Raw genomic sequence first — 25,875 nt, 5'->3', positions numbered from 1 at the left:
CGCTGCCGGTAAGTCCAAGGATTACAAACAATGAAGACCACGTTTCTGGATTTCGAACAGCCGATCGCTGAACTCGAAGCGAAGATCGAAGAATTGCGCTTCGTGCAGGACGATTCGGCCGTCGATATTTCGGAAGAGATCGAGCGGCTGTCCAAGAAGAGTCAACAGCTCACCAAAGATCTGTACGCGAACCTCACGCCGTGGCAGGTTTCGCAAATCGCCCGTCATCCGCAACGTCCGTACACGTTCGACTACGTCAACGAGCTGTTCACCGATTTCCATGAACTGCACGGCGACCGCAACTATGCGGACGACCTGTCGATCGTCGGCGGCCTCGCGCGCTTCAACGGCCAGGCGTGCATGGTGATCGGCCATCAGAAGGGCCGCGACACCAAGGAGCGCGCGCTGCGCAACTTCGGCATGCCGCGTCCGGAAGGCTATCGCAAGGCCGAACGTCTGATGCGTCTCGCCGAAAAATTCGGCTTGCCGATTTTCACGTTCATCGATACGCCGGGCGCGTACCCGGGCATTGGCGCGGAAGAGCGCGGCCAGTCGGAAGCGATCGGCCGCAATCTGTACGTCATGGCCGAGCTGAAGACGCCGCTGATCGCGACGATCATCGGCGAGGGTGGTTCGGGCGGCGCGCTGGCGATCGCCGTCGGCGACAGCGTGCTGATGCTGCAATTCTCGACCTATTCGGTGATCTCGCCGGAAGGCTGCGCCTCCATTCTGTGGAAGAGCGCCGCGAAAGCGCCGGAAGCCGCGGAAGCGCTCGGCCTGACCGCGCATCGTCTGAAGGCGCTCGGTCTGATCGACAAGATCGTCAACGAGCCGCTGGGTGGCGCGCATCGCGATCCGAAAGGCATGGCCGCCATGTTGCGCCGTGCGCTCGCCGATTCGCTGCGCCAGTTCCAGGGCATGAGCATCAACGACCTGCGTCAACGCCGTTTCGAACGGCTGATGTCGTACGGCAAGTTCAAGGAAACGACGCCGGGTGCGTGAGCCCGCGCGCGTTCTCTTTCGTCCTGCAGCGCCCAGCGCGCGAGTGACGTGATCCCCACCGCCGAAACGCCCGCCGACCGCCTCGTTCTCGAGGCCGTCGGCTTTTCGTTGTCTACGCTGCCCGCTAACGCGCGTATTGCGATTGCGTTCAGTGGCGGCGTGGATTCGAGTGTGCTGCTCGATGCGGCGGTGCGTGTCGCGGGCGCGTCGCGTTGTCTCGCGCTGCATGTGCATCATGGGCTGAGCGCGCATGCCGATGCGTGGCTCGCGCACTGCGAGGCGTTTGCGCGGGAGCGTGGCGTCGAGTTCGCGGTAGAGCGCGTCGAGGTGTCGCGTGACGCGGGCGTGAGTGTCGAAGCCGCCGCGCGCGATGCGCGTTATCGCGCGCTGGACGACATGTGCGCGTCGCGCGATGTCGCCACGTTGTGGCTCGCGCAGCATGCGGACGATCAGGCGGAAACCGTGCTGTTGCAATTGCTGCGTGGCGCGGGTCTCGCGGGTCTTGCCGCGATGGCGCCCGAGTATTTGCCGGCGGATGCGTCAGCGACGCGCGTGCGGCCTTTGCTTCATGTGCTGCGCGCGCAACTCGAGCAATACGCGAGCGAGCGTGCGTTGCAATGGATCGACGACGAGTCGAACGCCGATACACGCTACGCACGCAATGCATTGCGCCACGAGGTGACGCCGGCGTTGGCCGTCCACTTTCCAGGGTTTCGCGACGCGCTCGCGCGCACGGCGGCGCATGCGGCATCCGCGCAGCGTTTGCTCGACGCGCTGGCGCGCATCGATATGGAATCCGCTTCACGCGACGAAGGGCGTGCTCTATCGCACGATGCATTGGTCGCGTTCGACGATGATCGCGCGCTCAACCTGATGCGTTACTGGATGCGCACGTTGGGTTTCGTCGCCGCATCGAGCGCGCGTCTCGGCGATGCGCTGCGTCAGCTGCGTGAGATTGGCGCGGCAGGCGAGGGCCACGGTCTGCGTATCGATCACGCGGGTCATGCATTGCGTAGCTATCGCGGCCTCGTCTATTGGGAAGCGGGCGACAGCAACGAGCCCGCCGACGAAACCGCGCTCGCCGCTCGCGCGATCAGCGAACTCGCGTGGCAAGGTGAGTCGATCTGGCGTTTGCCGCAATGGCGCGGCACTTTCGTATTCGCCGACGCAGACGTTGCCGCCGGCGACTCCGACACGATTCCCGCGAGCGTTCTACGGCGCGCCGTGTTGAGCGCGCGATCGCGCAGCGGCGGCGAGCGGATGCGCACGAGCGAAGCGCGCAATGCACCGAGCCGCACGCTGAAAAATCTGTTCCAGGAGCGCGGGGTTCCCGCGTGGAAGCGCGACGTGCCGCTGCTTTACGTCGGCGACGATCTGCTGTTCGTGCCTCTGCTCGGCGTCAATCGCGCAACGTTGCCGGAACAGGTCGACGAGGCCGAAACACGCGTCAAGATCATCTGGCGCGAGGATCTGCTGATCGCCTGACCGGCCGGTCGGACACGTGGATTAGCCGCGCGGTGAATCCGGAAATAGGGCGCAAATCCGCATGAAACAGGCCTTTGCAGCCCTTATTTGGCGCATTCCAATAGCCTTTCCGGCTTGTCTTTTTGCCCTCGATCGGGTACGTTTACTTGTTTGCCCGACCCGATTTCGCCGTCGCTTTTGTTGAATTAGTCGGTTTTCGATCGTGATCCGTCGTTTCCGGTAAGCCATCAGCGATCATTCCCGGGCAAATCCGCGCGTGCTGCACGCGTGCTGCATTTACGCCGCCACACACTCTGCCGTCGTTCACAAGACGTTGCGCGCCTGTGCTTTTGTGCGGTCGTCTCCAGCGCGCCAGCGCGGTTTCTCCTCCAGTTCAGAACGACAATGGCACTCATCGTACATAAATACGGCGGCACCTCGATGGGCTCGGTCGAGCGCATCAAGAACGTCGCCAAGCGCGTCGCGAAATGGCACAAGGCTGGCCACAAGATGGTCGTCGTGCCGTCGGCGATGTCCGGCGAAACCAACCGCTTGCTCGGTCTCGCGAAAGAAATCACGGGTCAGCCGAACCCGCGCGAACTCGACATGATCGCCGCCACGGGCGAGCAGGTCAGCTCGGGTTTGCTGGCTATCGCGCTGCAGGAAGCCGGCGTCGAAGCGGTCAGCTACGCCGGCTGGCAAGTGCCGGTCAAAACGGATAGCGCGTTCACGAAAGCGCGCATCAGCGAAATCGACGGCGAGCGCGTGCTGCGCGATCTCGACGCAGGCAAGGTGGTGGTGATCACCGGCTTCCAGGGCATCGATCCTGACGGCAATATCACTACGCTCGGCCGTGGCGGTTCGGATACGTCGGCGGTCGCGGTCGCGGCCGCGTTGAAAGCCGATGAGTGCCTGATTTACACGGACGTCGACGGGGTCTACACGACCGACCCGCGCGTGGTCGAAGAAGCGCGCCGGCTCGATCGCGTGACGTTCGAAGAAATGCTGGAAATGGCAAGCCTGGGTTCGAAGGTGCTGCAGATCCGCTCGGTGGAATTCGCCGGCAAATATCAGGTGAAGACACGTGTGTTGTCGAGCTTGACCGATCCGCTGATACCGCTCGACGCTGAAATGAAGTCGGGCACCCTGATTACTTTTGAAGAAGACGAGACCATGGAAAAAGCAGTCATCTCGGGCATCGCGTTTCAGCGCGACGAAGCTCGCATTGCCGTGATGGGTGTGCCCGACAAGCCGGGCATCGCGTATCAGATTCTCGGCCCGGTGGCGGACGCGAATATCGACGTCGACATGATCATCCAGAACCAGAGCGTGGAAGGCAAAACGGCGTTCACGTTTACGGTCGGCCGCGGCGATTATCAGCGCGCCATGGACATCCTCACGACCCAGGTGAAGGGCCACGTGCAGGCCGAGCAGGTGCTGGGCGATCCGAAGGTGTCGAAGGTCTCGGTGGTCGGCGTCGGCATGCGTTCGCACGTCGGTATCGCGAGCACGATGTTCCGCACGCTGTCGGAAGAGGGCATCAACATTCAGATGATCTCGACCTCCGAAATCAAGATCTCGGTGCTGATCGACGAGAAGTACATGGAGCTCGCCGTGCGCGCGCTGCATAAAGCGTTCGAACTGGATCAAGCGTAATTTGCTTCGAACAACGGGGTGGACAAGAGCGCTCCGTTTGTTTTGCGCGGCCGAGGTGAATAAATTGCGTCGCCGGTGACGAAACTGGCACAAAAAATGTTCGGGAGACATTGACCTTCGCGGTTCGGCCCGCTATTATCTTGGCTTCGTCGCGCTGACTCCCTGCGCGACCGAAAGTTTGGGAGACGTGGCCGAGAGGTCGAAGGCACTCCCCTGCTAAGGGAGCATCTGGGCCAAAACCTGGATCGAGGGTTCGAATCCCTCCGTCTCCGCCAGTGATGGTGGCAAACCCCGCAGAGTCTAGGCTCTGCGGGGTTTTGTTTTTTGGGCGTTGCAGTGCGAGTGGATTGGTACAGTGACGGCCTGCTGTCGCTCCATCTCATTCGTGACCGTATGTGCAATCACGCACGCAATTCGGTCCTCCAAGTTAACGTTTAGCTCAGCTTGTAAATCCGAACTGCCGTGTCATGGAGCAGTCTTCGTTGCTCAGAAGCACTGAACTCTGCAATCATCTCGAAGTACGCGCGATAAAGCTGTTCGAAACTGCAAGCCAGCTTGCTGATCGGCATATGACTCGCAAACATGCAGCGTTCGGGCCCAAAAACCTCGATGGCTTGCAGTATCCAAGGGCGAACCTGAGCGACCGTCCAATGAATGCCGAAGATGCATTCCAGCCCAAAAATTTTGACAGCCACATTGGGACACGCGCCGACCAACGTCATTCCACGTCGCCACGCCGCCTGGCCTTCGCTAGTCAGAACGAGCGGCCAGCCCAGCACAGGCAGCACGAACTGAATGTCTGGAAACGCAGTCGCGAGCGATGCGAGTTCGGGAAGTTGCGGGGCGAATATCTCGATTTCGCAGATCAGATTGCGCCCGCGCAGCGCAGCGAGTCCGCGTCGCCATGCCGCGTCCGACATGAGGTCCGGCGCCGGTGCATAGCGAAGCAGCGGGTTCGCCGGGTGCCAACCCAGATGCTGGCGAACGCAACGGATCCGATTCGCTGATGCATACGCGTCCAGCGTGTCCGGCAGATCGGGACTCGAAAAATCGACCAAAGCAATGATGCCGTCCGGGCGTCCTGTGGTGTTCGCAAGGTCCTGCGCCCAGCGTGTTTCGCCCACCGGATCGGTCGAAATGAATTCCGCCCAGACTGTGCCGACGACATTCAACGCGCTCGTGTCGCGCGCGTAGTCGTCGGGTAAGTAGATGCGGGGGAGCGCACTGTAGTCGCCGACGAGGGCTTCGAAGCCTTCGCTGCGCGTCGCGAACACGGGGTAATGGAAGCGCCGGGCGTCGTAGAAGTGTTGGTGACAATCAAGGATCGGCAGGGCGGCGCAGTCCATCGTCCAGGTCTCCGTACGCGAGAGCCAGCACTGAAGCGCAGTGCTTGTCCGGCGAGGTTAGCACGAGTCGGTTCGGCGTCCTGTGAGGAGGCAGATGGCAGGTTGTCGTCGCCTTGCTGTCGGCGTCTTGAGAAGCAGCGAACGTTGTCTGAGTGGCTGGTTCGCCGGATCACTGAGCGTGGGTTAGCCGGAACCCGCGAAGTCCCACGGCGTGCTCTCGCGGCCGATTTCGTGCGCGGGTCTGCGCCGTTCGTCAATCGCCGCTGCAAGCCGCACTCGAAACGCGTGCTGCGGCCCCACCATCCCAACGAACTGCAATGGCCCCGACGACAGCGACGTCCTATTCTGCGAGTCGCCCACCACCGCCACCGCATCGGTAATGATCGTGGCGCCGCCCGCCGCGATCAGCGTCTTGCCGCGTGCGAGCTGTTACGCCTTCAGCGCGTACAACGTAGTGGGCGTAGAGCGGTTGTAGGTCTGCTCCAGCGAGATCTAGTGATAGCGCGCCGGATCGCTCATGCCGTTCGCCTTGCTCGCGCACGTGTTGCTGTACCCGGCGCCGACTGTCACAGCGGGCGTGATGCGATATGTCGAAATCACGCCGCACGTGTTGAACACGGTTCCCTAGCGAACAGCGAGCTATCGTCATTTGGTATAAGTCATCGTATAACTGGTATGCTTGTGAGACATTAGGTAAAACCATTCGATTTATTCGGATTTTCGCAGCATTTCAAATGATGCCGGGAGATTCAACATTAGGGAGCCGATTAGAGATCGGACGACCGGCCACGGTTGAATTTTCGCAGATATGTTCTTTCGAACAACAAATGTTCGTTTCGCATGCGCGACACAAATGGCGGATGGCTGCGTGAGTCCGCTGTGGCGGCGGCGTGCTACGCCTTAAACGAGCATCGCCGTATGAGCCGGATCGACTGGCGCTTCGAAGCAGCTCCCATTCGATACAACCTAAACCGAGCGAGAGCGTTTCTGCGCCGACGCAGGGCAGACGCATGAAGAAATAATGCTTCGACATCCTACGGATATTGTCCGCGCTGGAAATGACAAATGCCATGCGTGCCTAGCTGCGCATATCGCCGTCGACCGAATGCCCCGGTGCATGAACGTGCGGCGAGCAGAGCCGCCTTGCATTGCGCCGCGCTCTGATTACAACGCCACCGCTTCTTCACCAAAACCATGTCCAATGTAACGAGACGTAACCGGCCGGCCACGCATGCGATGTTATGCATCAGTTATTACAAACTTGAAATACGCGCAGCGGCGCCTTGCGCTATATTTCCGCCAACAACACATTCTTCCAAAGGGTGATCGATGAAGTCCGCTCGTCTTGTTCCACTTTTGATCGGGGTTTTCGCGCTGGGTGCGTCGGGTGTCGCAATGGCCGGCGGTCTCAGTGTTGGTGTCAACATCGGCATTCCCGCGCCGGTCTACGTCGCGCCGGCACCGGTTTATGCACCGCCGCCTCCGCCCCCGCCGCCAGTCGTCTATCAACCAGCGCCCGTGTACTACGGCGGCCCGGCGATCGTCGTCGGCTGGCATGGCGACCGCTACTGGGACGGACGCCGCTACTGGGCGCGCGATGACTGGTATCGTCATCATCCCCCGGGCCATTACAACTATGGTCACGACCACTACGACAATCATCGCGGCTGGCACTAAGCATCCAGACCCGCGGTTGATCGAATCGCGGCGTCAAAGAAAAACCGCCTGAAAAAGGCGGTTTTTTTGTTGGGCTTCTGCAACAAGCCAGCAAAATGCAGTGGCGCACACAAAGCGGTACGCGCTCACGCGCAAGGCGCGTTGTTCAATCCGCCACGGCAGCCATGCCACCCACTACCGCGCTAAAGCCGCTATCGACGTGCACGATTTCCGCCGTTACGCCGGCCGCCAGATTCGACAGCAGGAACGCCGCCGTATTGCCGACCTGTTCGATCGTGACGTTGCGCTTGAGCGGCGCGTTCTGTTCCACGAATTCGAGAATTTTGCCGAAGCCCTTGATGCCGCTCGCGGCCAGCGTCCTGATCGGGCCCGCCGAAATACCGTTGACGCGCACGCCTTTCGCGCCGAGCGAGACCGCCAGATAACGCACGCTGGCTTCGAGTGAAGCTTTGGCGAGACCCATGGTGTTGTAGTTCGGAATCGCGCGCTCGGCGCCCAGGTAGCTCAGCGTGAGTAGCGACGCGTCCGGCGTGAACATGGATTGCGCGGCTTTGGCGAGCGCCGGGAAGCTGTACGCGGAGATGTCGTGCGCGATGCGGAAATTTTCGCGCGTCATGCCGTCGAGAAAATCGCCAGCAATCGCTTCGCGCGGCGCAAAGCCGATCGAGTGAACGAGACCGTCGAGGCCGTCCCAGCGTTGCTTGAGTGAGACGAAGAGGGCGTCGATCTGCGCGTCGTCGGCGACGTCGCAGGGGAACACCAGATCGCTGCGGAACTCGTTGGCGAACTCGGTGATGCGATCCTTGAAGCGCTCGCCGACATAGGTGAACGCCAGCTCGGCGCCTTCGCGCTTGCAGGCTTGCGCGATGCCGTAGGCAATCGAACGGTTCGACAGCAGGCCAGTCAGCAGGATACGTTTACCAGCGAGGAAGCCCATGAAATCTCCTGATCGGATCGGCGCGCCGCGCACGTCGACAATGTGAGCAATGGACGTGCGGATCGCGCGGGTTTATTGGGTAGAATTCTCTCACACTGCAATTGCCCACTGACCAACAAGGCCCCCATGACAACTGGCTCGCGACGGGTTCCAACGCCTCGTGCACTCCCGTGCAGCGCGATTCACAGACCCTTGCGTGCCGGCCTCGCGATTGCGCCGCGTTCATGGCGCTCCGCTTGCACAGCGCTGATGTGCGGCGCGCTGGCCGTGGCTGGTCTTCTCGTGGCGCCGCGGGCGCACGCGGTCTATGCGATCGCGCAATACGGTGAGCCGAAATATCCGGCGGATTTCAAGCACTTCGACTACGTCAATCCGGACGCGCCGAAGGGCGGCACGCTGGTGCTGGCCAATCCGAGCCGCCTCACCAGCTTCGACAAATTCAATCCCTTCACACTGCGCGGCAATACGGCGCCGGGTGTGGACCTGATGTTCGAAAGCCTTACCACCGGCAGCAGCGACGAAGTGGCATCCGCTTACGGGCTGCTCGCCGACGACATCAACATCGCACCGGATGGCCTGTCGGTGACCTTCCACATCAATCCGCGCGCGCGGTTTTCGAACGGCGATCCGGTCACCGCCGACGACGTCAAGTTCTCGCTCGACACGCTGAAAAGCCCGCAGGCCGCGCCGCAATTCGCCTCGATCTTCGGCGAGATCACGCGCGCGGTGGTGGTCGATCCGCACACGATCCGCTTCGAGTTTCACCAGCGCAATCGCGAGCTGCCGTTGCTCGCGGGCGGCATACCGGTGTTCTCGCGCAAGTGGGGAATGAAACCGGACGGCAGCCGCATTCCGTTCGACCAGCTCGCGTTCGAAAAGCCGATCGGCAGCGGACCTTATCTGATCGAGCAATACGACAACGGCCGCACGATTACGTACCGGCGCGACCCGAATTACTGGGGCGCGGCGCTGCCGGTGCGCGTCGGCATGTATAACTTCGATCGCGTCGTCTACAAGCTGTATTCGGATAGCACGGCGCGACTGGAGGCGTTCAAGGCCGGCGAGTACGACGCCCTGGTCGAATACGTCGCGCGCAACTGGGTGCGGCGTGATGTCGGCAAGAAATTCGATAGCGGTGAGCTGATCAAGCAGGTGTTTGCGCAACATAACGGCACCGGCATGCAGGGCTTCATGCTGAACACGCGGCGGCCGTTGTTTCAGGACGTGCGCGTGCGCAAGGCGCTGGATCTTGCGCTCGACTTTCAGTGGCTCAATCGGCAGTTGTTCTTCAATCAGTACACGCGTATCGACAGTTTCTTCGCCAACACCGATTTGCAGGCGAAGGGTCTGCCTTCGCCGGGTGAGTTGGCCTTGCTCGAGCCGTGGCGCGCGAAGCTCGACCCGGCCGTGTTCGGTCCGCCGCCGAAACAGCCGGATACCGATCCTCCCGGCTCGCTGCGCGCCAACCTGCTGGAGGCGCGCGCGCTCTTGCAGGAGGCCGGCTGGACTTACCGCGATGGCGCGTTGCGCAACGCCAAGGGCGAACCGTTCCGCTTCGAGATTCTCGACGACTCCGGCTCGTCCGCGCAGATGGAGCCGATCGTCGCGACCTTCATCCGTAATCTGCAGAAGTTGGGCATCCAGGCCACGTTTCGCGTGTCGGATTTCGCGGTCTATCAGAAGCGGCTAGACGCATTCGATTTCGACACCACCACCATCCGCATGCCGGACGTGCAGGTGCCCGGCTCCGAGCAGATCGAGCGATTCGGCAGCAAGGCCGCCGATACGCAGGGTTCCGATAACATGATCGGGCTGAAGTCGCCGGTAGTGGATGCGATCCTGAACGCGCTCGTGCATGCGCAGACGCGCGAGCAACTGGTCGACGCCACGCACGCGCTCGACCGTGTGTTGATGCATGGCTACTATGTCGTGCCGCACTGGTACAGCGCGACGCATCGGGTGGCGTTCAAGCGCGGCCTTGCATGGCCGAAAACGCTGCCCCTGTACTATTCGGCGGAAGGCTGGATCACGTCGATGTGGTGGTTCGCGCAGCCACAGTCGCAATCGCAGCCGCAAGCGCAACCTTAACCGCGCTAACGCGTCATTCATTCGGAAACGCCGCCATGTGGAGTTACATCCTCAAACGCCTGCTGCTGATGATCCCGACTTTGCTCGGCGTGCTGACGCTGACCTTCGCCGTGATCCAGTTCGTTCCCGGTGGCCCGGTCGAGCAGATGCAGCACGAGTTGCGCAAAGGCGCCGAGAACGGCGCGCCGTTCGGTCTGCGCGCGCATACCGGTGTCGACGCGCAGCAGATCGCGCAACTCAAGGCGCTATACGGCTTCGACAAACCGCCGCTCGAACGCTACGTGCTGATGCTCAAGCGCTTCTCGACGTTCGATCTCGGTCAGAGCTACTTCCGCCATCAAAGCGTGTGGTCGCTGATCGTCTCCAAGCTGCCGGTGTCGATCAGCATCGGCTTATGGACATTCTTTCTGACGTATCTGATATCGGTGCCGCTCGGCATTGCGAAGGCAATACGCAACGGTTCGCGCTTCGATGTCGCGACGAGCCTCGTGGTGCTGGTCGGCTACGCGATTCCGGGCTTCGTGCTGGGTGTTTTGCTGCTCGTGCTGTTCGGCGGCGGTACGTTCCTGCAACTGTTCCCGCTGCGCAATCTCACTTCGGACAACTGGGCGCAACTAAGTGTCGTAGGCAAGATTCTCGACTATCTGTGGCATATTGCATTGCCGATCACGGCCTCGGTCGTGGGCAGTTTTGCGGTCGTCACCATGTTGACGAAAAATGCCTTTCTCGATGAGATCCGCAAGCAATACGTGCTCACCGCGCGCGCCAAAGGGTTGTCCGAAAAGCGCGTGCTGTGGAAGCACGTGTTCCGCAATGCGCTGTTGCCGCTGATCGTCGGTTTTCCGGCCGCGTTTATCGGCGCGTTCTTTACCGGCAGTCTGCTGATCGAGACGCTGTTTTCGCTCGATGGCCTCGGGCTGCTCTCCTACGAATCGGTGGTGCGGCGCGATTATCCGGTCGTGCTCGGCACGCTGTATCTGTTCACGCTGATCGGGCTCGCGACCAAGCTGATCTCCGATCTTTGCTACGTGTGGGTCGATCCCCGCATCCAATTCGAACAACTGGAGCGCTGATGAATCGAGCCCGTCTTTCCGCCGATGCGTCGGCGCGCACCGAACCGGCGCGCGTATTCGTCTCGCCTTCGCCCGCGCGCCGTGTGTGGCAGCGTTTTCGCCAGCAGCGTCTGGGCTACTGGAGCCTGATCGTGTTCGTCGTGGCATTCGCGGCGAGTCTGGCCGGCCCGTTGTGGTCGAACGACAAACCGCTCGTGGTGCGCTACGACGGCAGCCTGTATTTCCCGATGTTCAAGACCTACGCCGAGACCACCTTCGGCGGCGATTTCCCGACGCCGGCCGATTATCTCGATCCGTATATCAAGCATCGTTTCGACGCGCCGGGCAATTTCGCCGTGTATCCGCCGAATCACTACTACTACGACACGCTGAATTACTTTTCGAAGGCGCCGAACCCGGCGCCGCCGTCGCGCGAGAACTGGCTCGGCACCGACGACCGCGGCCGCGATCTGTTCGCGCGTCTGCTCTACGGCTTCCGCGTATCCGTGGAATTCGGGCTGGTGCTGACGCTGATCGGTACGATACTCGGAATCGCAGCGGGCGCCGTGCAAGGTTATTTCGGAGGACGTACCGATATCATCGGGCAGCGTCTGATCGAAATCTGGAGCGCCATGCCGGAGCTTTACCTGCTGATCATCTTTTCGTCGATCTTCGAGCCGGGCTTCATTCTGCTGATCGTGCTGCTCTCGCTGTTCGGCTGGATCGGCTTGTCCGATTACGTGCGCGCGGAGTTCCTGCGCAATCGCCAGCAGGATTACGTGCGCGCGGCGCGCGCAATGGGGCTGTCGAACTGGCAGATCATGTGGCGGCATGTGCTGCCCAATAGTCTCACGCCGGTGATCACGTTCCTGCCGTTTCGCATGAGCGGCGCGATTCTCGCGCTGACGAGCCTCGACTTTCTCGGCCTGGGCGTGCCGTCGCCGACGCCAAGCCTCGGCGAACTGCTCGCGCAAGGCAAGGCGAACCTCGACGCGTGGTGGATTTCGTTGTCCACCTTCGGCGTCCTGGTGGCAATGCTGTTGCTGCTGACCTTCATGGGCGACGCGCTGCGCAATGCACTCGACACCCGTATCTCCGATGCCATGCGCGCCGGAGGCAATCAATGAGCGCGAACTTGCAAAACAATGCGCCACCGGCCACGACGCAGCCGCTGCTCGAACTGGACCATCTGCACGTGCGTTTCGGCGATACGGTCGCGGTGAGCGACGTCACGCTCGCGATCCAGCGCGGCGAACGGGTGGCGCTGGTCGGCGAATCAGGTTCGGGCAAAAGCGTGATCGCGCTGTCGATCCTGCGACTGTTGAGCGACGCGCAGGTGAGCGGGTCGATCCGTTTCGACGGCGAAGACCTGCTCGGCAAAACCGAGCGCGAGATGCGCGGCTTGCGCGGCTCGGACATCGCGATGATTTTTCAGGAGCCGATGACCGCGCTCAATCCGCTCTACACGGTCGGCGATCAGATTGCGGAAACCATCGTCGTGCATGACGGCGTGACGGCGAACGAGGCGCGCAAGCGCGCCGTGGCGCTCCTGGGGCGCACCGGCATCGCCGAGCCGGGCAAGCGCGTGAACAGCTATCCGCATCAGCTGTCGGGCGGCCAGCGCCAGCGCGCGATGATCGCGATGGCGCTGGCGTGCCGTCCGCGTCTTCTGCTGGCCGACGAGCCGACCACGGCGCTCGACGTGACGATCCGCGCGCAGATCGTCGAACTGCTGCTGGAGTTGCAACGCGACGAGGCGGAAAAACGCGGCATGGCCGTGTTGCTGATCACGCACGACCTGAATCTGGTTCGCCACTTCGCGCAACGCATCGCGGTGATGGAGAAGGGCGTTCTGGTGGAGAGCGGGCCGGTCGAGCAGGTGTTCGCGTCGCCGCAGCATCCGTACACGCAACGTCTGCTGGCGAGCCGCCCGGAACGCACGGTCGTGCCGGTTTTGCCGATTTCGCCCGTGCTGCTCGAGGCGCGCGGGATTTCGGTCGATTTCAAAACGAAGCTGCCGGGTTTCAGCGGGTGGTTTCGCTCGGGACGGTTTCGCGCCGTTGCGGACGCGAACGTGTCGGTGCGCCAAGGCGAGACGCTCGGGATCGTCGGCGAATCGGGTTCGGGCAAATCGACGCTGGCGATGGCCTTGCTCGGCCTGCAACGCACCGTGCACGGCGAGATCGAGTTTCAGGGCAGGGCGCTCGGCAGCTATCGCGGCGCCGAACAGACCGCCTTACGCTCGAACATGCAGGTTGTCTTCCAGGATCCGTTCAGTTCGCTTTCGCCGCGCCAGACCATCGAACGGATTGTCGGCGAAGGGCTCGCGTTGCACCGGCCGACCATGACGCCGCAAGCGCGCCGGGAGAAGGTGATCTCAGTGCTGCGCGAAGTCGGGCTCGATCGCACGGTGCTGCAACGCTATCCGCACGAATTCTCCGGCGGGCAGCGTCAGCGGATCGCGATTGCGCGCGCGCTGGTGCTGGAACCGCGCATCCTGATCCTCGACGAACCGACCAGCGCGCTCGATGTTTCCATTCAACAGCAGGTGCTGAAACTGCTCGCCGGGTTGCAACAGAAGTACAACCTTGGCTTCGTTTTTATTAGCCACGACTTAGCGGTAATCGGGGCAATGGCGCATCGTGTCGCGGTCATGCAAAACGGTTCGATCGTCGAAAGTGGCGAGGTTGAGGAGATTTTTGCGACACCCGCCCACCCCTACACTCGAAAGCTGCTGAAAGCCGCGCTGGACCATTGATTTACCGCTTTTTCACCAATTGGGTGCGGGTCTCGATTGTATTTTTCTATTTGTTTTGACATGTGAATACTTACTGGCTAGTATCGACCAAACTTTTTTCCGTAGACCCCTGATTTTTAGGCAAAAAATACCGACCAATGCAGCACAGAAACCTAACCCAGGCTTGCACGCGCGTCGTCGCCGGGATGTTCATTGGCGTCTTGATGGCAGCAGCTCCCGGCGCGTTCGCCGACGAAGTAAGCAGTTTCAATCAGAATGCCTCATATTCGACCCTCAGCGGGTCGAATTCTTTGTCCGCTCCCAATTCGCAAGCCGTCGCTCCTCCTAGCGACAGCAGCGCCAAATCGTTCCTCTCCGGCATGGCCGGCAAGGCGGGCGACGTGGTCGTCGGCGCCCTGAACATGATCGGCGTGCGCTACCGTTGGGGTGGTAACACGCCGGATTCGGGGCTCGATTGCAGCGGCTTTGTCCGCTACGTCTTCCAGGACACGCTCGGTATGGCGTTGCCGCGCCGCGCCGAGGAAATGAGCCGCGTCGGTGAAAAGGTTCGCGTCAGCGACCTCAAGCCGGGCGATCTGGTGTTCTTCAACACCATGCGCCGCACGTTCTCGCACGTCGGCATCTATATCGGCGACAACAAGTTCGTGCATTCGCCCTCCACGGGCAGCACGATCCGTGTCGACGACATGGATGACGGCTACTGGGAAAAGCGCTTTACCGGTGCGCGGCGGATCGAGGCGTCTTATCAGGACGGCCAGGATCTGCGCAAGCGCGTGAATGCGACCATCGGCGGCAATCAGTAAGAGATTGCGCCGGCGGTTCGCGGCATAAAAAAGCCTGCTTCGAACGAAGCAGGCCTTTTTGCGTTTGACCGGCCGATGCGGCCGTTCCAAGGACCGCTTCAGGTCAGCTTAGGGTCCGCTTACGCCGCAGCGCGGCTCGCCGCCAGCTTGCGTTGTAACTCCGGCATCATCTTCGCCACCGCTTCTTCGCCCGCCAGAATCGCCGCGTTGCGCTGCGAGAAATCGCTGCCGCTCATGGCGGCCAGATTCGGCCGGATCACGATGTCCGCGTACTTGTCGAGTTCATAAGCCTTGATCGTCTGGCCCATGATCGTGAAGGTCTGCATCAGCACGTCGAACGAACTGGCCGTCAGGCCGCTTTCCGGCCGCTGCGAGATATCCACCGCGATCACGAAATCCGCGCCCATCTTGCGCGCGAACGACGCCGGCACCGGACTCACCAGCCCGCCGTCCACATACTCATGGCCACCGATCTTCACGGGCTCGAAAATCGACGGCACGCTGCACGACGCGCGCACCGCAATGCCGGTGTTGCCGCGCTGGAACAGGATCGGCTGGCCGGTTCTGAGGTCGGTGGCGACCACCCCGAGCGGCTTGGCCATTTTCTCGATCGGGCGGTTGTTGAGCGTCGTGTTCAGGTAGTTCTGCAGCGCGACGCCTTGCAGAAAGCCGCGCGTGCGAAACGGCATGGCCCAGTCGCTGATCGACGCTTCGTCCATGGTCAGGGCGAGCTTGTTCAGCGCGAAGCCGTTCATGCCCGACGCGTACAGCGCGCCCACCACTGAGCCGGCGCTGGTGCCGGCCACCAGATCGATCTGGATATTGCGCGCCTCGAGCCCCTTGATCACGCCGATGTGCGCGAAGCCGCGCGCAGCGCCCCCGCCTAGCGCGAGCGCGACGCGCAGCGGCCGTTGCGGCTTGTCGAGCGGCGGCGTGGTCGTAACGGGCGTGGTGGCGACGGGCGTGCTATCGGCCTTGCCTCCGGTCGTGGTGCAGGCGGCGAGCACCGCGGAGGCGGCGGCCAGTGAAAAGTTGCGGCGGGCAAGGCTAGGCGATGAGGGCTTCAACGAGTTCTCCAGCAACGGCGCGGGCAACGCAGTCGGCGTCGCCGGTGGCCGCGATCAGGCGGATAGTCAGACGGACGGCATCGCCGGCGGCGATACCATGCGCCGTGGATCTATCTCCGGCCGCAGCGCGCGCACATCATAAAGCAAAGCTTCGCGCGCGCGGCGGCGCGGTAATGAAACGTTGCAGAGGAAGCCCTCGGACGCGATGCGGCGCGGTATGCACGCCGCGCCTGGCCGTTCGGACGAGGGCAGGTAAGACGCTTCTCGAAGGTATAATTCGCCTCTCGCATTTAATTCCTTCGTGCCCATGCACGGCGCTGTTTTGCCGAATGGGCGCGCTCCGCTGCCGCGCTTCATGGGCGATTGTCTGCCCGCAGGCGCCGGCGCCTGTCTTCCGAGTAACCGCTAATGACCACCTCAGTTCGTACCCGTTTCGCACCGAGTCCCACCGGCTTCATCCACCTCGGCAACATTCGCTCCGCGCTTTATCCGTGGGCGTTCGCGCGCAAGATGAAAGGGACCTTCGTGCTGCGGATCGAGGACACCGACGTCGAGCGTTCCACCAGCGAATCGGTCGACGCCATTATCGAAGGCATGGCGTGGCTCGGGCTCGATTTCGACGAAGGCCCGTTCTACCAGATGCAGCGCATGGACCGTTACCGCGAAGTGCTCAAGCAGATGCAGGACGCGGGGCTGGTGTACCCGTGCTACATGTCGACCGAAGAACTCGACGCGCTGCGCGAGCGTCAGCGCGAAGCTGGCGAAAAGCCGCGCTACGACGGCACGTGGCGTCCGGAGCCGGGCAAGGTTCTGCCGGAACCGCCGGCCGGCGTGCAGCCGGTGCTGCGCTTCCGTAACCCGCTCACCGGCGTGGTGGCATGGGATGACGCCGTGAAAGGCCGTATCGAGATCTCGAACGAAGAACTCGACGACCTCGTGATCGCGCGTCCGGACGGCACGCCGACCTACAACTTCTGCGTGGTGGTCGACGATCTGGACATGCGCATCACGCACGTGATTCGCGGCGACGATCACGTCAACAACACGCCGCGGCAGATCAACATTCTGCGCGCGCTCGGCGGCGAGCCGCCGGTCTACGCGCACTTGCCGACCGTGCTGAACGAGCAGGGCGAGAAGATGAGCAAGCGCCACGGCGCGATGAGCGTGATGGGTTATCGCGACGCCGGTTTCCTGCCGGAAGCCGTGGTCAACTATCTGGCGCGCCTCGGCTGGTCGCATGGCGACGCGGAAATCTTCTCGCGCGAACAGTTCGTCGAGTGGTTCGATCTGGAGCATCTGGGCAAGTCGCCGGCGCAATACGACCACGACAAGCTGAACTGGCTGAACGCGCACTACATCAAGGAAGCGGATAACGAGCGCCTCGCCGGGCTGGCCAAGCCGTTCTTCGCCGAACTGGGTATCGACGAGGCCGCGCTTGCCCAGGGCGCCGATCTGGCGGCCGTGGTGGGCTTGCTGAAGGACCGTGCATCGACGGTGAAGGAGATCGCCGAGAACGCTGCGATGTTCTATCGCACGCCGGCGCCGGATGCCGAGTCCCTCGCGCAGCACGTGACCGACGTGGTGCGCCCGGCGCTCGCCGATCTGGCCGCCGCGCTGAAGACCGTGGAGTGGACCAAGGAAGCGATCGCGGCCGCGTTGAAGGCGACGCTCGGCGCACACAAGCTGAAGATGCCGCAACTGGCGATGCCGGTGCGTCTGCTGGTGGCGGGCACCACGCATACGCCGTCGATCGACAGCGTGTTGATGCTGTTCGGGCGTGATGTTGTCGTCGGCCGGATCGAAAAAGCGCTGGCTTGAGCGCGTTCGCGCGAGCCTTGAGAGGGTTTGCATGCGACTTGTGAAAAAAGTCGCATGCAATTGCTCAAAGGGTATTTACAAAGCGCAAATTGGCCTCTAAAATCTCGTTTCTGTTCTGCAAGGGGGGTATAGCTCAGCTGGGAGAGCGCTTGCATGGCATGCAAGAGGTCAGCGGTTCGATCCCGCTTACCTCCACCATCAGAGCAGAGTGAAGTTGTTCCGAAGTCTGGAACTTGTAGCAAAAAAGACTTCACAAACAGTTGTAACGTAGTTAGAATATCGGTCTTTGCTGCTGACGAAGCGAAAGTTAGCGTGAGTTAGCAGCAAGATAAAGACAGATCTGAAAAGATTATGTCCCCTTCGTCTAGAGGCCTAGGACATCACCCTTTCACGGTGAGTACAGGGGTTCGAATCCCCTAGGGGACGCCAAACATCAGCGTCGCTTTAGTGTTCGAAGTCATGCTTCGAGTAGCAGTAGAGCAGCGCAGCTTGCAGAGAAATAACCGACGCTCGCAAGCCAGGGTGTAAAGACTGGAGTGGTAGTTCAGTCGGTTAGAATACCGGCCTGTCACGCCGGGGGTCGCGGGTTCGAGTCCCGTCCACTCCGCCAGACAAAGCCCGTTCATCCAAACTTGAACGGGCTTTTTCATTAAAGGTGTAAGCAGTACGTTGTCCCCTTCGTCTAGAGGCCTAGGACATCACCCTTTCACGGTGAGTACAGGGGTTCGAATCCCCTAGGGGACGCCAGCACATCGGCGTCGTTCGGTTGGAAGTTGAACGGTGCAGCGGTAAATGAGCCAGTCTCGTGAGCCGCGGTGCAGAAAATCTGGAGCGGTAGTTCAGTTGGTTAGAATACCGGCCTGTCACGCCGGGGGTCGCGGGTTCGAGTCCCGTCCGCTCCGCCAGATTTGAGAAAGCCCACTTCGTAAGAAGTGGGCTTTTTTTATTCCGCTGTCCAGCGCGCCTGGGTATGCTCGGGAAAAACAGCCATTGCCAGCGCGCGCGGCCTGTTTTACCGTTGACCCGACTCTTCCATGTCGCCCCGCCATGTTCGATCCCACCGAAGCTCCGTTACCGTTTCATCTGCGCAAAGCCAGCATGGACGATTTCGAGTTCGCCGAGGCGCTGACTCGCAACAACATGGGCGGTTACTACCGTCGCCACCACCTCGTCTGGCGCGGCGATCTGTTTCTAGGTAGCTGGCGCGAGTCGGAGAATTTCATTCTCGAAATGGACGGCACACCGATCGGCGTGTTGCGCATCACGCAAGAAGGCGACTCGCTGCATATCCGCGACGTGCAGATTGCGGAAGGCCATCGCCGGCTCGGCGCCGGCACATATCTGCTCGATGTTTCGCATCAATGGGCACGCGAGCGTGGCCTGCGCGAGTTGCAACTGCGCGTGTTCGTCGACAATCCCGCCGCGCGGCTCTATCAGCGCAAAGGTTATAAGCTGGCCGGGCCGCGCCTTGCGCAACTTGGCGCGATCCGTCATCTGGCGCGACGGGTTTGAGGCGGCGGTGTTCTTGACACGCGGGGTCTGAGCGCGGACGTTTGGCACGCTGGCTTCGTGGCGTCAGGTTTGACGCGCAGGTGATCGACACGCAGGGTTAGCGGCGCGCAACGAGGCGCCCAGCTAGGCGCGCTGCATTTAAGCGCACGTTTGGCACCGGGATTTCAAGCACTCAGTCAGCGTCCGGCATCGCTCTCTGCATCCGCGCGATCTCGCGCGGTCTCGTCGTCCACCTCTGTGTCGCCATGCTCCCCGTTTCCCACCCGATGTTCAGAGCCACGCTCGATAAACGCGCGCGGACTCTCACCAAATGCACGCCGGAACATCGCGGAAAACGCGCTTTGACTCTGATAGCCCAGTTCCAACGCGACATGCGACAGCGGCCGTCCCTGGCTCAATAGCGGAATCGCGCGCGCCAGAATCGCCTGCTGGCGCCATTGCGAAAAACTCACCCCCAGCTCCTGACGAAACAGCCGCGCAATGGTGCGCGTGCTCGCGCCGACGCTGGACGCCCATTGTTCGAGCGACTCGCCATGCGTCGGGTCCGCGATCACCGCTTCGCACAGCGCGCGCAGACGCTTTTCATTCGGCATCGGCACGGAGAGCGGCAGCGGTTCCGAGCGAGTCAGTTCGTCGAGTGCGAGCGCGCCGAGCAACTGCTCACGCGTAGCCGAGATACCCGGTGTGTCGAGCGCGGCAATCACTTCGCGCAGCAGATCCGAGACTTCGACCACGCGCGGCGTATCGAGTCCGGCCGGCACCGTGCTTTCGGTGATGTAGAGCGTACGCAGGAAGGCGTCTTCGACGGCGACCACTTCGTGCGTCACATGCGGCGGCACCCAGATTGCCCGCGACGGCGGCACCATCCACGTCGTGCCGGTCGTCGCGACCCGCAGCACGCCGCGCGACGCATAGGCCACCTGCGCCCACGCATGCGTGTGACGCGCGATGCGCCAGCCCGAGGGCATCTGCCGCGAGCGTACGCGGATCGGATGCGTTTCGTTCGGCTGGAACTCGGGCGGAATATCGGCGAAGCGCACGAGGCTCGACGGGTTTGAGTCGGCGGATGAAGTCATGGTGAAGATCGATCCCGATAACGGACCGCGGCAAGCGCGGACCTCGAAAGTCATCCGAAAGCACCGCAAGGCAAAACCCGCTACGGCAAACCGCTGCGGGATCCTCATTGTAGGTGTTGCAAGGAACCGGGCGTTGCATAATGTCCTGATTGCCCGGACCCGAGGAGAACGCCATGAGTTTTGCTACCGCTGACTTGTGCGACGCGCACGAGGATCAACTGGCGCTCGGCACGTTGCGCGTGCTCGAGCCGGTCTTTCACCTGTTCAGCCGCGCTGAGTGTTTCAGCGGTGAAGCGGTGACAGTGAAGGTCTTCGAGGACAACGCGCTCGTGCGGGTCACGCTCGAGGAGAAGGGCGCGGGCCGTGTGCTGGTGATCGACGGCGGCGGCAGCCTGCGTTGCGCGCTGGTGGGGGGCAACCTTGCGCAGATCGCGGAACAGAACGGCTGGGCGGGCATCGTCCTGAACGGCTGCGTGCGCGATACGCTGGAGCTCAATGAGGTCAACGTCGGCGTCGCGGCTTTGGCAACCTGTCCAAGGCGCGGCCAGAAGCTCGGCGCCGGCGAGCGCGGCGTAGCGGTGCAATTGCCCGGCGCGCTGGTGCGTCCCGGCGAATGGATCTACGCGGATATCGACGGCGTGCTCGTGGCGAGCGCGGTGCTCGACTGAACGCGGCCGGCACTTACGTTCGAACAGAGCCAGAAACAGAAGCCACCCAAACCCCCATTCAAGGAGAGCAAACGACGATGCAGACCGTCTTTGTATACGGCACGCTGCGTGCCGGTGAAGTGAACGACATCAGCGAAGCCGCGGCGCGCAACGAGATCGCCGCGCCGAATCGGCTCGGCACGGCCACGGTGCGTGGCCATCTGTTCGATTTCGGTTCGTATCCGGGCCTCGTGATCGACGAAGGCGGCGTCGACGTAGTCGGCGACGTCTACGAGATCGACGACGAACTCGTTGCCGTGCTCGACGAAATCGAGGCGGTCTATCCGGGCGTCGAGGATCGTTTCCTCGCGCGCGAAGTGATGGTGAAAGTCGACGGCGACGTCGTGAACTGCCGCTTTTATCCGGTTGCGCCGAATGCGGTGAAGGGCTTGCCTGAAATCAAATCGGGCGACTGGACCGAGTACCGCCGCACGCGCTGACAAACGCGCTACCTCACGCGCGCAAAAAAAAGGCCCGGCAAGCATACGCCTGTCGGGCCGTCCGGTCGGTCAGCCTTACGACCCAAGCCGCTTTCGCGCTAGAGGTGACACGCGAAAGCAGGCTTGCTACTGCGTCGTCCGTTATCAACGCATCGGAGCGCGTCTGAATGAATGCCCCCGACGCATCCATGAGGCCTGACGTTGGCCTCAGATTTCCTCGTACAGCGGCAGCGTGAGGAAGTCGGTGAACTGCTCCGACGTCGACATCTCTTCGAAGATCTGCGCCGCGCGCTCATACGGCTTGGTATCGCCGCCCACAGCTTGCTTCACCTTGTCGAGTTCCTGCGCCGACAGCTCGCGCACCAGTTCGGCCGTCACCTTGCGGCCGTCTTCGAGCTTGCCCTTCGGCGAGCGAATCCATTGCCACACCTGCGAGCGCGAGATTTCCGCGGTGGCGGCGTCTTCCATCAGGTTGTGAATCGGCACGCAGCCATTGCCCGCGAGCCACGCGCCCAGGTAGTGAATGCCGACGTTGATGTTGTTGCGCAGACCGCCTTCGGTGATCGGCGCTTCCGGACGGAAGTCCGTCAGGTCGGTGGCCGTGACGAGCACGTCGTCGCGCTGCTTGCCGATCTGGTTCGGCTTGTCGCCGAGCACCTTGACGAACTCTTCCATTGCGATCGGCACGAGGCCCGGATGCGCGACCCAGCCGCCGTCGTAGCCGTCGCCGGCATCGCGCGCCTTGTCCGAGCGCACGCCGCCCATCGCCTTTTCGTTTGCGGCCGGATCGTTCTTGATCGGAATCAGCGCGCTCATGCCGCCGATCGCCGGCGCATTGCGGCGATGGCAGGTCTTCAGCAGCAGCAGCGCGTAGGCGCGCATGAACGGCGACGTCATCGTGATCTGTGAGCGGTCGGCGAGGCAGAAGTCGCGGTCGGCCTTGAACTTCTTGATCGCCGAGAAGATGTAGTCCCAGCGCCCGGCGTTCAGGCCCGAGCTGTGTTCACGCAGCTCGTACAGGATCTCGTCCATTTCGAAGGCGGCGACGATCGTTTCGATCAGCACCGTCGCGCGAATCGTGCCGCGCGGCACGCCGACCGCTTCCTGCGCGGCGACGAAGATGTCGTTCCACAGACGCGCTTCGAGATGGCTCTCCATCTTCGGCAGATAGAAGTACGGGCCCGAGCCGCGCGCGACCAGTTCCTTCGCGTTGTGCACCATGAAGAGCGCGAAGTCGAAGATGCCGCCCGACACGCGCTTGCCGTCCACCTTCACGTGCTTCTCGTCCAGATGCCAGCCGCGCGGACGCACGATCAACGTGGCGACCTTGTCGTTCAGCGTGTACGACTTGCCATTCTGTTCCAGCGAAATCGTGCGGCGCACCGCGTCCTTCAGATTGATATGGCCGGTGATCTGGTTGTCCCAGCTCGGCGCATTCGAATCTTCGAAGTCGGTCATGTACGAATCCGCGCCCGAATTCAGCGCGTTGATGATCATCTTGCGTTCGACCGGACCGGTGATTTCCACGCGGCGGCATTGCAGGTCCTGCGGCAACGGCGCGATTTTCCAGTCGCCTTCACGCACGCTTTTCGTTTCGGCGAGGAAGTCGGGACGTTCACCTGCATCGAGACGCTTCGTGCGTTCCGCACGTGCCTGCAACAACTGCTGACGGCGCGGCTCGAACGTGCGATGCAGCGCGGCGACGAGTTCGAGCGCTTCGCGCGTGAGAATCGCGTCATAGCCCGGCTTGATTTCAGCCGTGATTTCCATGCCCTGCGGCACTTGCAATGATGAATGCGATGACTGCGGGTTCGCCATGTTTTCTCCTTGGTCGGTCAGATTGCAAAGGTGCAAATGTTGAGATGCCGTTGAATTGCGGTCGATGTGCGTCGCGTTATCCAGTGGCAGCCGTCATGCGCCAGGGCTGTGGCGCGCGCGGCTGCCTCCGGTGCCGCTGCTGCGGCCGGGCGACGCGAGGGTCTTCAGAAAAGCGAGCAGATCGGACATGCCTCCGCCCGCGCCATGCGGCGAGACGCCCAGTTCTTCGGCTGGGGCGTTTTGCCGGTTGAGCCAGAAAGTGGTGAAGCCGAACCACGTCGCGCCCGCCACGTCCCAACCGTTCGACGACACGAAGACGATCTCGCGCGGCAGCGCGTCGAAGGCTTGCGTGCCGAGCGCGTAAGCGGCGGGCGAGGGCTTGTAGGCGCGCACGGCGTCGACGGAGAGAACGTGGTCGAACAGGCGCGTCATGCCGGCGCTCTTCACGGCGATGTCGAGCATTTGCGGATTGCCGTTCGAGAGAATCGCGAGCAGCGGACGCGCGGCGGATTCGCCGCCCGCAGGCGCTGCTGAATTCGGCGTTACGTCGCGCAGATGGCGCAGCGCGGGCACGGCATCGGGGAACGCGGACAGGCACGCGTATTCGTCCATCAGACGCTTTTCGGCCGTGCGACCCAGCGTGAGCTGAAGTTTTTTCGCGGCGAAACGCAAGGCGTCGAGTGTGATGTCCCAGAACGGCCGGTAGTGCGCACCGGGTGCGTCTGCCGGATCGGCGAGCGTGCGCAACTGCGTGTATTCGATCTGTTTTTGCCGCCACAACTGCGAGAGCGCATCGCCGTGGCCGGGGAACATCTGCTCCGCGGCAGCGATCACCGAATGCACGTCGAAAAGCGTGCCGTAGGCGTCGAAAATCACTGCTTTAGGGGAGAGTGTCGTTGTGGCCGACATTGCCGTGCGCTCCTATAGAGGTCAGGTCGAATTGTATTAGTGATGCTATACGCTAAAAAAGAGGCTAAACATCACTTGATCTTTTACTTTCATCCACCTAATCTGGCGCGCACCGACCACTTTCCCGCCCAAGTGCGGTTCCCATCGCTCATGGACCGTTTCAAGCAGATCGAGACTTTCGTGACCGTCGCGGCCAAAGGCAGCCTGTCTGCCGCGGCTTCGGCCGAAGGCGTCGCGCCGGCCATCATCGGCCGCCGCATCGACGCGCTCGAAGAGCGCCTCGGCGTCAAATTGCTGGTGCGCACCACGCGTAAGATCACGCTGACCTTCGAAGGCTCGGCCTTTCTCGAAGACTGCCAGCGCATCATTCACGAGATGCAGAACGCCGAAGCGAGCGTCTCGGCGGGCGGCGTCAAGGCGAGCGGCCATTTGCGGCTGTCCGCGCCGGCGGGCTTCGGACGGCGTCACGTCGCGCCGCTGGTGCCGGCGTTCACGGTCGCACATCCGGACGTGTCGATCACACTCGACCTGTCCGACCGACTCGTCGACCTCGTCAACGAGGGTTTCGATTGCGCGGTGCGGCTCGGCGAGTTGCCGGATTCGTCGCTGGTGTCGCTCAAGCTCGGCGAGAACCGCCGTGTGTGTGTGGCCTCGCCGTCGTATCTGAGCCGGCGCGGCGCGCCGCACAGCCTCGCCGATCTGGCACATCACAACTGTCTCGCGCTCGGCGCGAGCGCCAATCAGCAACGCGGCTGGATGTTCCAGCAGGGCGACAAGGTCGTGTCGATCAAGGTGTCCGGCACGATGGAATGCTCGGACGGCGCCGTGCTGCACGAATGGTGTCTCGAGGGCTACGGTCTCGCGTGGCGCTCGTGGTGGGAAGTCGGCACGGACATCGCGGCCGGGCGGCTCGTCAGCGTGCTCGACGAATTCGCCGCGCCGCCCATCGGCATTCATGCGGTGTTTCCGCAGCGCCGCCATTTGCCGTTGCGGGTGCGGCTGTTTCTGGACTTTCTCAAGCATACGTATGGGCACCCTGACTACTGGGGCTAAAACGGCGGGGGCTGACGGCGGGCACCGCGCGGCGTTGCCCGGCGGTTGCGCCGCCGCCGCGAACAAGGGGTTTCCCATATGCGGACAGACCCTCAACAGATTCATACGCTCAATTCCGCGACCTACAATCGATTGAAGCGGCTTGTCAGCCGGGCCTCGTTGGACGCTTAGGCCGCGCTGCGCGCAGCCGGCGACGGAGGACATCATGTTCAGGCACATCCTGGTTCCGACCGACGGTTCAGATCTGTCTCGCAAGGCAATCGACGGCGCCATCGATCTCGCGCAAGCCGTCAATGCGCACGTGACCGCCTACGCGTGCCTGCCGCAATATCCATACTCGCCGTTCTCCGACGTGGTGGTCGAACCGCCCTCCGAATTCCTGCAGCGCAGCGAGCGCGAAGCGCGCGTGCATCTGCGCGAGGTGGAGATGGCGGGGCGTCGCGTCGGCGTCACGGTCGACAGCCGGACCAGCGTGCACCCGGCGCCGTATCTCGGCATCATCGAAGCGGCGGAGCAGGGCGGCTGCGACGTGATCTTCATGGCCTCGCATGGCCGCCGCGGTCTGGGGAGCCTGCTGATCGGCAGCGAAACGCAGCGGGTGCTCACGCATACGAAGATTCCGGTGATCGTGTATCGCTGAATCGTCGAATCACGGGCCACAAAAAAACGCGCCGGCGGTGAGGCCGGCGCGC

The 25,875-nt window shown here is 62.3% G+C and carries 21 protein-coding genes, 6 tRNA genes and 1 pseudogene; 21 read left to right on the top strand and 7 right to left on the bottom strand.

Annotation, left to right across the window (positions count from 1 at the left end):
* Positions 1 to 30 precede the first annotated feature (30 nt).
* The 4 genes from ACQKRQ_RS17375 (at position 31) to ACQKRQ_RS17360 (ending at position 4,397) form a co-directional block, all read left to right on the top strand.
* Complete coding sequence (locus ACQKRQ_RS17375; protein WP_007181378.1) at positions 31 to 1,002, top strand: acetyl-CoA carboxylase carboxyltransferase subunit alpha; 972 nt, start codon at positions 31 to 33, stop codon at positions 1,000 to 1,002.
* Between the two features lie 48 nt (positions 1,003 to 1,050).
* Positions 1,051 to 2,487 carry a tRNA lysidine(34) synthetase TilS gene (tilS, locus tag ACQKRQ_RS17370; RefSeq protein WP_427478433.1) on the top strand — a complete coding sequence of 479 codons (1,437 nt, stop codon included), beginning with the start codon at positions 1,051 to 1,053 and terminating at the stop codon, positions 2,485 to 2,487.
* Between the two features lie 384 nt (positions 2,488 to 2,871).
* Entirely contained in the window at positions 2,872 to 4,122 is a 1,251-nt protein-coding gene (locus ACQKRQ_RS17365; protein ID WP_132373884.1) for an aspartate kinase, read from the top strand.
* A gap of 181 nt (positions 4,123 to 4,303) precedes the next feature.
* Positions 4,304 to 4,397 (top strand) — tRNA-Ser (locus tag ACQKRQ_RS17360).
* 159 nt (positions 4,398 to 4,556) lie between these two features.
* Here ACQKRQ_RS17360 and ACQKRQ_RS17355 read toward each other — a convergent pair.
* The gene (locus tag ACQKRQ_RS17355; protein WP_427478430.1) at positions 4,557 to 5,468 is read right to left on the bottom strand and encodes an amidohydrolase family protein; all 912 of its coding nucleotides are present in this window, start codon (positions 5,466 to 5,468) and stop codon (positions 4,557 to 4,559) included.
* Between the two features lie 279 nt (positions 5,469 to 5,747).
* Positions 5,748 to 6,086: pseudogene (locus ACQKRQ_RS17350) on the bottom strand (porin); the annotation flags it as partial.
* 711 nt (positions 6,087 to 6,797) lie between these two features.
* Here ACQKRQ_RS17350 and ACQKRQ_RS17345 point away from each other — a divergent pair.
* A complete protein-coding gene (locus ACQKRQ_RS17345; RefSeq protein WP_427478429.1) occupies positions 6,798 to 7,145 on the top strand; it encodes a hypothetical protein in 348 nt (115 codons plus the stop codon).
* Between the two features lie 145 nt (positions 7,146 to 7,290).
* Here the strand turns inward: ACQKRQ_RS17345 and fabI are convergent, their stop codons facing one another.
* The gene (fabI, locus tag ACQKRQ_RS17340) at positions 7,291 to 8,082 is read right to left on the bottom strand and encodes an enoyl-ACP reductase FabI (RefSeq protein ID WP_427478427.1); all 792 of its coding nucleotides are present in this window, start codon (positions 8,080 to 8,082) and stop codon (positions 7,291 to 7,293) included.
* A 249-nt stretch (positions 8,083 to 8,331) separates the two neighbouring features.
* On the opposite strand from fabI, the gene ACQKRQ_RS17335 reads away from it, so the two are divergent.
* The 5 genes from ACQKRQ_RS17335 (at position 8,332) to ACQKRQ_RS17315 (ending at position 14,783) form a co-directional block, all read left to right on the top strand.
* Positions 8,332 to 10,170 carry an extracellular solute-binding protein gene (locus tag ACQKRQ_RS17335; protein ID WP_427478425.1) on the top strand — a complete coding sequence of 613 codons (1,839 nt, stop codon included), beginning with the start codon at positions 8,332 to 8,334 and terminating at the stop codon, positions 10,168 to 10,170.
* A gap of 35 nt (positions 10,171 to 10,205) precedes the next feature.
* The gene (locus ACQKRQ_RS17330; protein WP_132373889.1) at positions 10,206 to 11,243 is read left to right on the top strand and encodes a microcin C ABC transporter permease YejB; all 1,038 of its coding nucleotides are present in this window, start codon (positions 10,206 to 10,208) and stop codon (positions 11,241 to 11,243) included.
* Positions 11,243 to 12,349, top strand: a complete 1,107-nt coding sequence (locus tag ACQKRQ_RS17325) for an ABC transporter permease (protein ID WP_408175914.1) — start codon at positions 11,243 to 11,245, stop codon at positions 12,347 to 12,349. The genes ACQKRQ_RS17330 and ACQKRQ_RS17325 overlap by 1 nt, the downstream gene beginning before the upstream one ends.
* On the top strand, positions 12,346 to 13,980 hold the full coding sequence (locus ACQKRQ_RS17320; protein ID WP_427478423.1) for an ABC transporter ATP-binding protein: 1,635 nt from the start codon (positions 12,346 to 12,348) through the stop codon (positions 13,978 to 13,980). Before ACQKRQ_RS17325 ends, ACQKRQ_RS17320 begins: the two co-directional genes overlap by 4 nt.
* A gap of 137 nt (positions 13,981 to 14,117) precedes the next feature.
* A complete protein-coding gene (locus ACQKRQ_RS17315; RefSeq protein ID WP_427478421.1) occupies positions 14,118 to 14,783 on the top strand; it encodes a C40 family peptidase in 666 nt (221 codons plus the stop codon).
* A 119-nt stretch (positions 14,784 to 14,902) separates the two neighbouring features.
* Here the strand turns inward: ACQKRQ_RS17315 and ACQKRQ_RS17310 are convergent, their stop codons facing one another.
* Positions 14,903 to 15,850 carry a patatin-like phospholipase family protein gene (locus ACQKRQ_RS17310; RefSeq protein WP_427478419.1) on the bottom strand — a complete coding sequence of 316 codons (948 nt, stop codon included), beginning with the start codon at positions 15,848 to 15,850 and terminating at the stop codon, positions 14,903 to 14,905.
* A 408-nt stretch (positions 15,851 to 16,258) separates the two neighbouring features.
* Between ACQKRQ_RS17310 and gltX the strand changes: the two genes are divergently transcribed.
* From gltX to ACQKRQ_RS17275, 7 genes are all read left to right on the top strand, one after another.
* A complete protein-coding gene (gene gltX / locus ACQKRQ_RS17305) occupies positions 16,259 to 17,668 on the top strand; it encodes a glutamate--tRNA ligase (RefSeq protein ID WP_408175920.1) in 1,410 nt (469 codons plus the stop codon).
* 122 nt (positions 17,669 to 17,790) lie between these two features.
* A tRNA-Ala gene (locus ACQKRQ_RS17300) sits at positions 17,791 to 17,866 on the top strand.
* A gap of 155 nt (positions 17,867 to 18,021) precedes the next feature.
* Positions 18,022 to 18,097: transfer RNA gene (locus ACQKRQ_RS17295), tRNA-Glu, on the top strand.
* A gap of 104 nt (positions 18,098 to 18,201) precedes the next feature.
* Positions 18,202 to 18,278: transfer RNA gene (locus tag ACQKRQ_RS17290), tRNA-Asp, on the top strand.
* 61 nt (positions 18,279 to 18,339) lie between these two features.
* Positions 18,340 to 18,415: transfer RNA gene (locus tag ACQKRQ_RS17285), tRNA-Glu, on the top strand.
* Positions 18,416 to 18,496: 81 nt separating this feature from the next.
* Positions 18,497 to 18,573: transfer RNA gene (locus ACQKRQ_RS17280), tRNA-Asp, on the top strand.
* Between the two features lie 142 nt (positions 18,574 to 18,715).
* On the top strand, positions 18,716 to 19,180 hold the full coding sequence (locus ACQKRQ_RS17275; RefSeq protein ID WP_012433487.1) for a GNAT family N-acetyltransferase: 465 nt from the start codon (positions 18,716 to 18,718) through the stop codon (positions 19,178 to 19,180).
* 176 nt (positions 19,181 to 19,356) lie between these two features.
* On the opposite strand, the gene ACQKRQ_RS17270 is transcribed toward ACQKRQ_RS17275, so the two are convergent.
* Positions 19,357 to 20,256, bottom strand: a complete 900-nt coding sequence (locus ACQKRQ_RS17270; RefSeq protein ID WP_427478416.1) for an AraC family transcriptional regulator — start codon at positions 20,254 to 20,256, stop codon at positions 19,357 to 19,359.
* 173 nt (positions 20,257 to 20,429) lie between these two features.
* Here ACQKRQ_RS17270 and rraA point away from each other — a divergent pair, with 173 nt between their 5' ends.
* Both rraA and ACQKRQ_RS17260 read left to right on the top strand, forming a co-directional pair.
* Positions 20,430 to 20,924: a ribonuclease E activity regulator RraA gene (rraA, locus tag ACQKRQ_RS17265; RefSeq protein WP_132373896.1), complete on the top strand. Its 495-nt coding sequence runs from the start codon at positions 20,430 to 20,432 to the stop codon at positions 20,922 to 20,924.
* Between the two features lie 77 nt (positions 20,925 to 21,001).
* Positions 21,002 to 21,403 (top strand): gamma-glutamylcyclotransferase family protein, encoded by a 402-nt coding sequence (locus tag ACQKRQ_RS17260; RefSeq protein WP_408431633.1) that lies wholly within the window; start codon positions 21,002 to 21,004, stop codon positions 21,401 to 21,403.
* A 207-nt stretch (positions 21,404 to 21,610) separates the two neighbouring features.
* Here the strand turns inward: ACQKRQ_RS17260 and aceB are convergent, their stop codons facing one another.
* Entirely contained in the window at positions 21,611 to 23,221 is a 1,611-nt protein-coding gene (gene aceB / locus ACQKRQ_RS17255; RefSeq protein ID WP_427478413.1) for a malate synthase A, read from the bottom strand.
* A 93-nt stretch (positions 23,222 to 23,314) separates the two neighbouring features.
* Entirely contained in the window at positions 23,315 to 24,130 is an 816-nt protein-coding gene (locus ACQKRQ_RS17250; protein WP_427478411.1) for a haloacid dehalogenase type II, read from the bottom strand.
* Positions 24,131 to 24,280: 150 nt separating this feature from the next.
* On the opposite strand from ACQKRQ_RS17250, the gene ACQKRQ_RS17245 reads away from it, so the two are divergent.
* Positions 24,281 to 25,183, top strand: coding sequence for a LysR family transcriptional regulator (locus ACQKRQ_RS17245; protein WP_106279585.1), 903 nt, complete (start codon positions 24,281 to 24,283; stop codon positions 25,181 to 25,183).
* A gap of 205 nt (positions 25,184 to 25,388) precedes the next feature.
* Positions 25,389 to 25,823 carry a universal stress protein gene (locus ACQKRQ_RS17240; protein ID WP_132373900.1) on the top strand — a complete coding sequence of 145 codons (435 nt, stop codon included), beginning with the start codon at positions 25,389 to 25,391 and terminating at the stop codon, positions 25,821 to 25,823.
* Positions 25,824 to 25,875 lie beyond the last annotated feature (52 nt).

This window comes from Paraburkholderia sp. NPDC080076, from assembly GCF_050281145.1.
Taxonomy (GTDB): domain Bacteria; phylum Pseudomonadota; class Gammaproteobacteria; order Burkholderiales; family Burkholderiaceae; genus Paraburkholderia.
Note: the sequence above shows the minus strand (reverse complement) of the source record. Positions and strands in the feature narration are given on the sequence as shown.

Bases quoted from the DNA above. Each gene is read 5' to 3' on its own strand.
- ACQKRQ_RS17345 (WP_427478429.1), top strand. From the start codon at position 6,798: ATGAAGTCCGCTCGTCTTGTTCCACTTTTGATCGGGGTTTTCGCGCTG.
- rraA (WP_132373896.1), top strand. From the start codon at position 20,430: ATGAGTTTTGCTACCGCTGACTTGTGCGACGCGCACGAGGATCAACTG.
- ACQKRQ_RS17375 (WP_007181378.1), top strand. From the start codon at position 31: ATGAAGACCACGTTTCTGGATTTCGAACAGCCGATCGCTGAACTCGAA.
- gltX (WP_408175920.1), top strand. From the start codon at position 16,259: ATGACCACCTCAGTTCGTACCCGTTTCGCACCGAGTCCCACCGGCTTC.
- ACQKRQ_RS17260 (WP_408431633.1), top strand. From the start codon at position 21,002: ATGCAGACCGTCTTTGTATACGGCACGCTGCGTGCCGGTGAAGTGAAC.
- ACQKRQ_RS17365 (WP_132373884.1), top strand. From the start codon at position 2,872: ATGGCACTCATCGTACATAAATACGGCGGCACCTCGATGGGCTCGGTC.
- ACQKRQ_RS17330 (WP_132373889.1), top strand. From the start codon at position 10,206: ATGTGGAGTTACATCCTCAAACGCCTGCTGCTGATGATCCCGACTTTG.
- fabI (WP_427478427.1), bottom strand. From the start codon at position 8,082: ATGGGCTTCCTCGCTGGTAAACGTATCCTGCTGACTGGCCTGCTGTCG.
- ACQKRQ_RS17335 (WP_427478425.1), top strand. From the start codon at position 8,332: ATGTGCGGCGCGCTGGCCGTGGCTGGTCTTCTCGTGGCGCCGCGGGCG.
- ACQKRQ_RS17275 (WP_012433487.1), top strand. From the start codon at position 18,716: ATGTTCGATCCCACCGAAGCTCCGTTACCGTTTCATCTGCGCAAAGCC.
- aceB (WP_427478413.1), bottom strand. From the start codon at position 23,221: ATGGCGAACCCGCAGTCATCGCATTCATCATTGCAAGTGCCGCAGGGC.
- ACQKRQ_RS17325 (WP_408175914.1), top strand. From the start codon at position 11,243: ATGAATCGAGCCCGTCTTTCCGCCGATGCGTCGGCGCGCACCGAACCG.
- ACQKRQ_RS17320 (WP_427478423.1), top strand. From the start codon at position 12,346: ATGAGCGCGAACTTGCAAAACAATGCGCCACCGGCCACGACGCAGCCG.
- ACQKRQ_RS17270 (WP_427478416.1), bottom strand. From the start codon at position 20,256: ATGACTTCATCCGCCGACTCAAACCCGTCGAGCCTCGTGCGCTTCGCC.
- ACQKRQ_RS17250 (WP_427478411.1), bottom strand. From the start codon at position 24,130: ATGTCGGCCACAACGACACTCTCCCCTAAAGCAGTGATTTTCGACGCC.
- ACQKRQ_RS17355 (WP_427478430.1), bottom strand. From the start codon at position 5,468: ATGGACTGCGCCGCCCTGCCGATCCTTGATTGTCACCAACACTTCTAC.
- ACQKRQ_RS17245 (WP_106279585.1), top strand. From the start codon at position 24,281: ATGGACCGTTTCAAGCAGATCGAGACTTTCGTGACCGTCGCGGCCAAA.
- ACQKRQ_RS17315 (WP_427478421.1), top strand. From the start codon at position 14,118: ATGCAGCACAGAAACCTAACCCAGGCTTGCACGCGCGTCGTCGCCGGG.
- ACQKRQ_RS17240 (WP_132373900.1), top strand. From the start codon at position 25,389: ATGTTCAGGCACATCCTGGTTCCGACCGACGGTTCAGATCTGTCTCGC.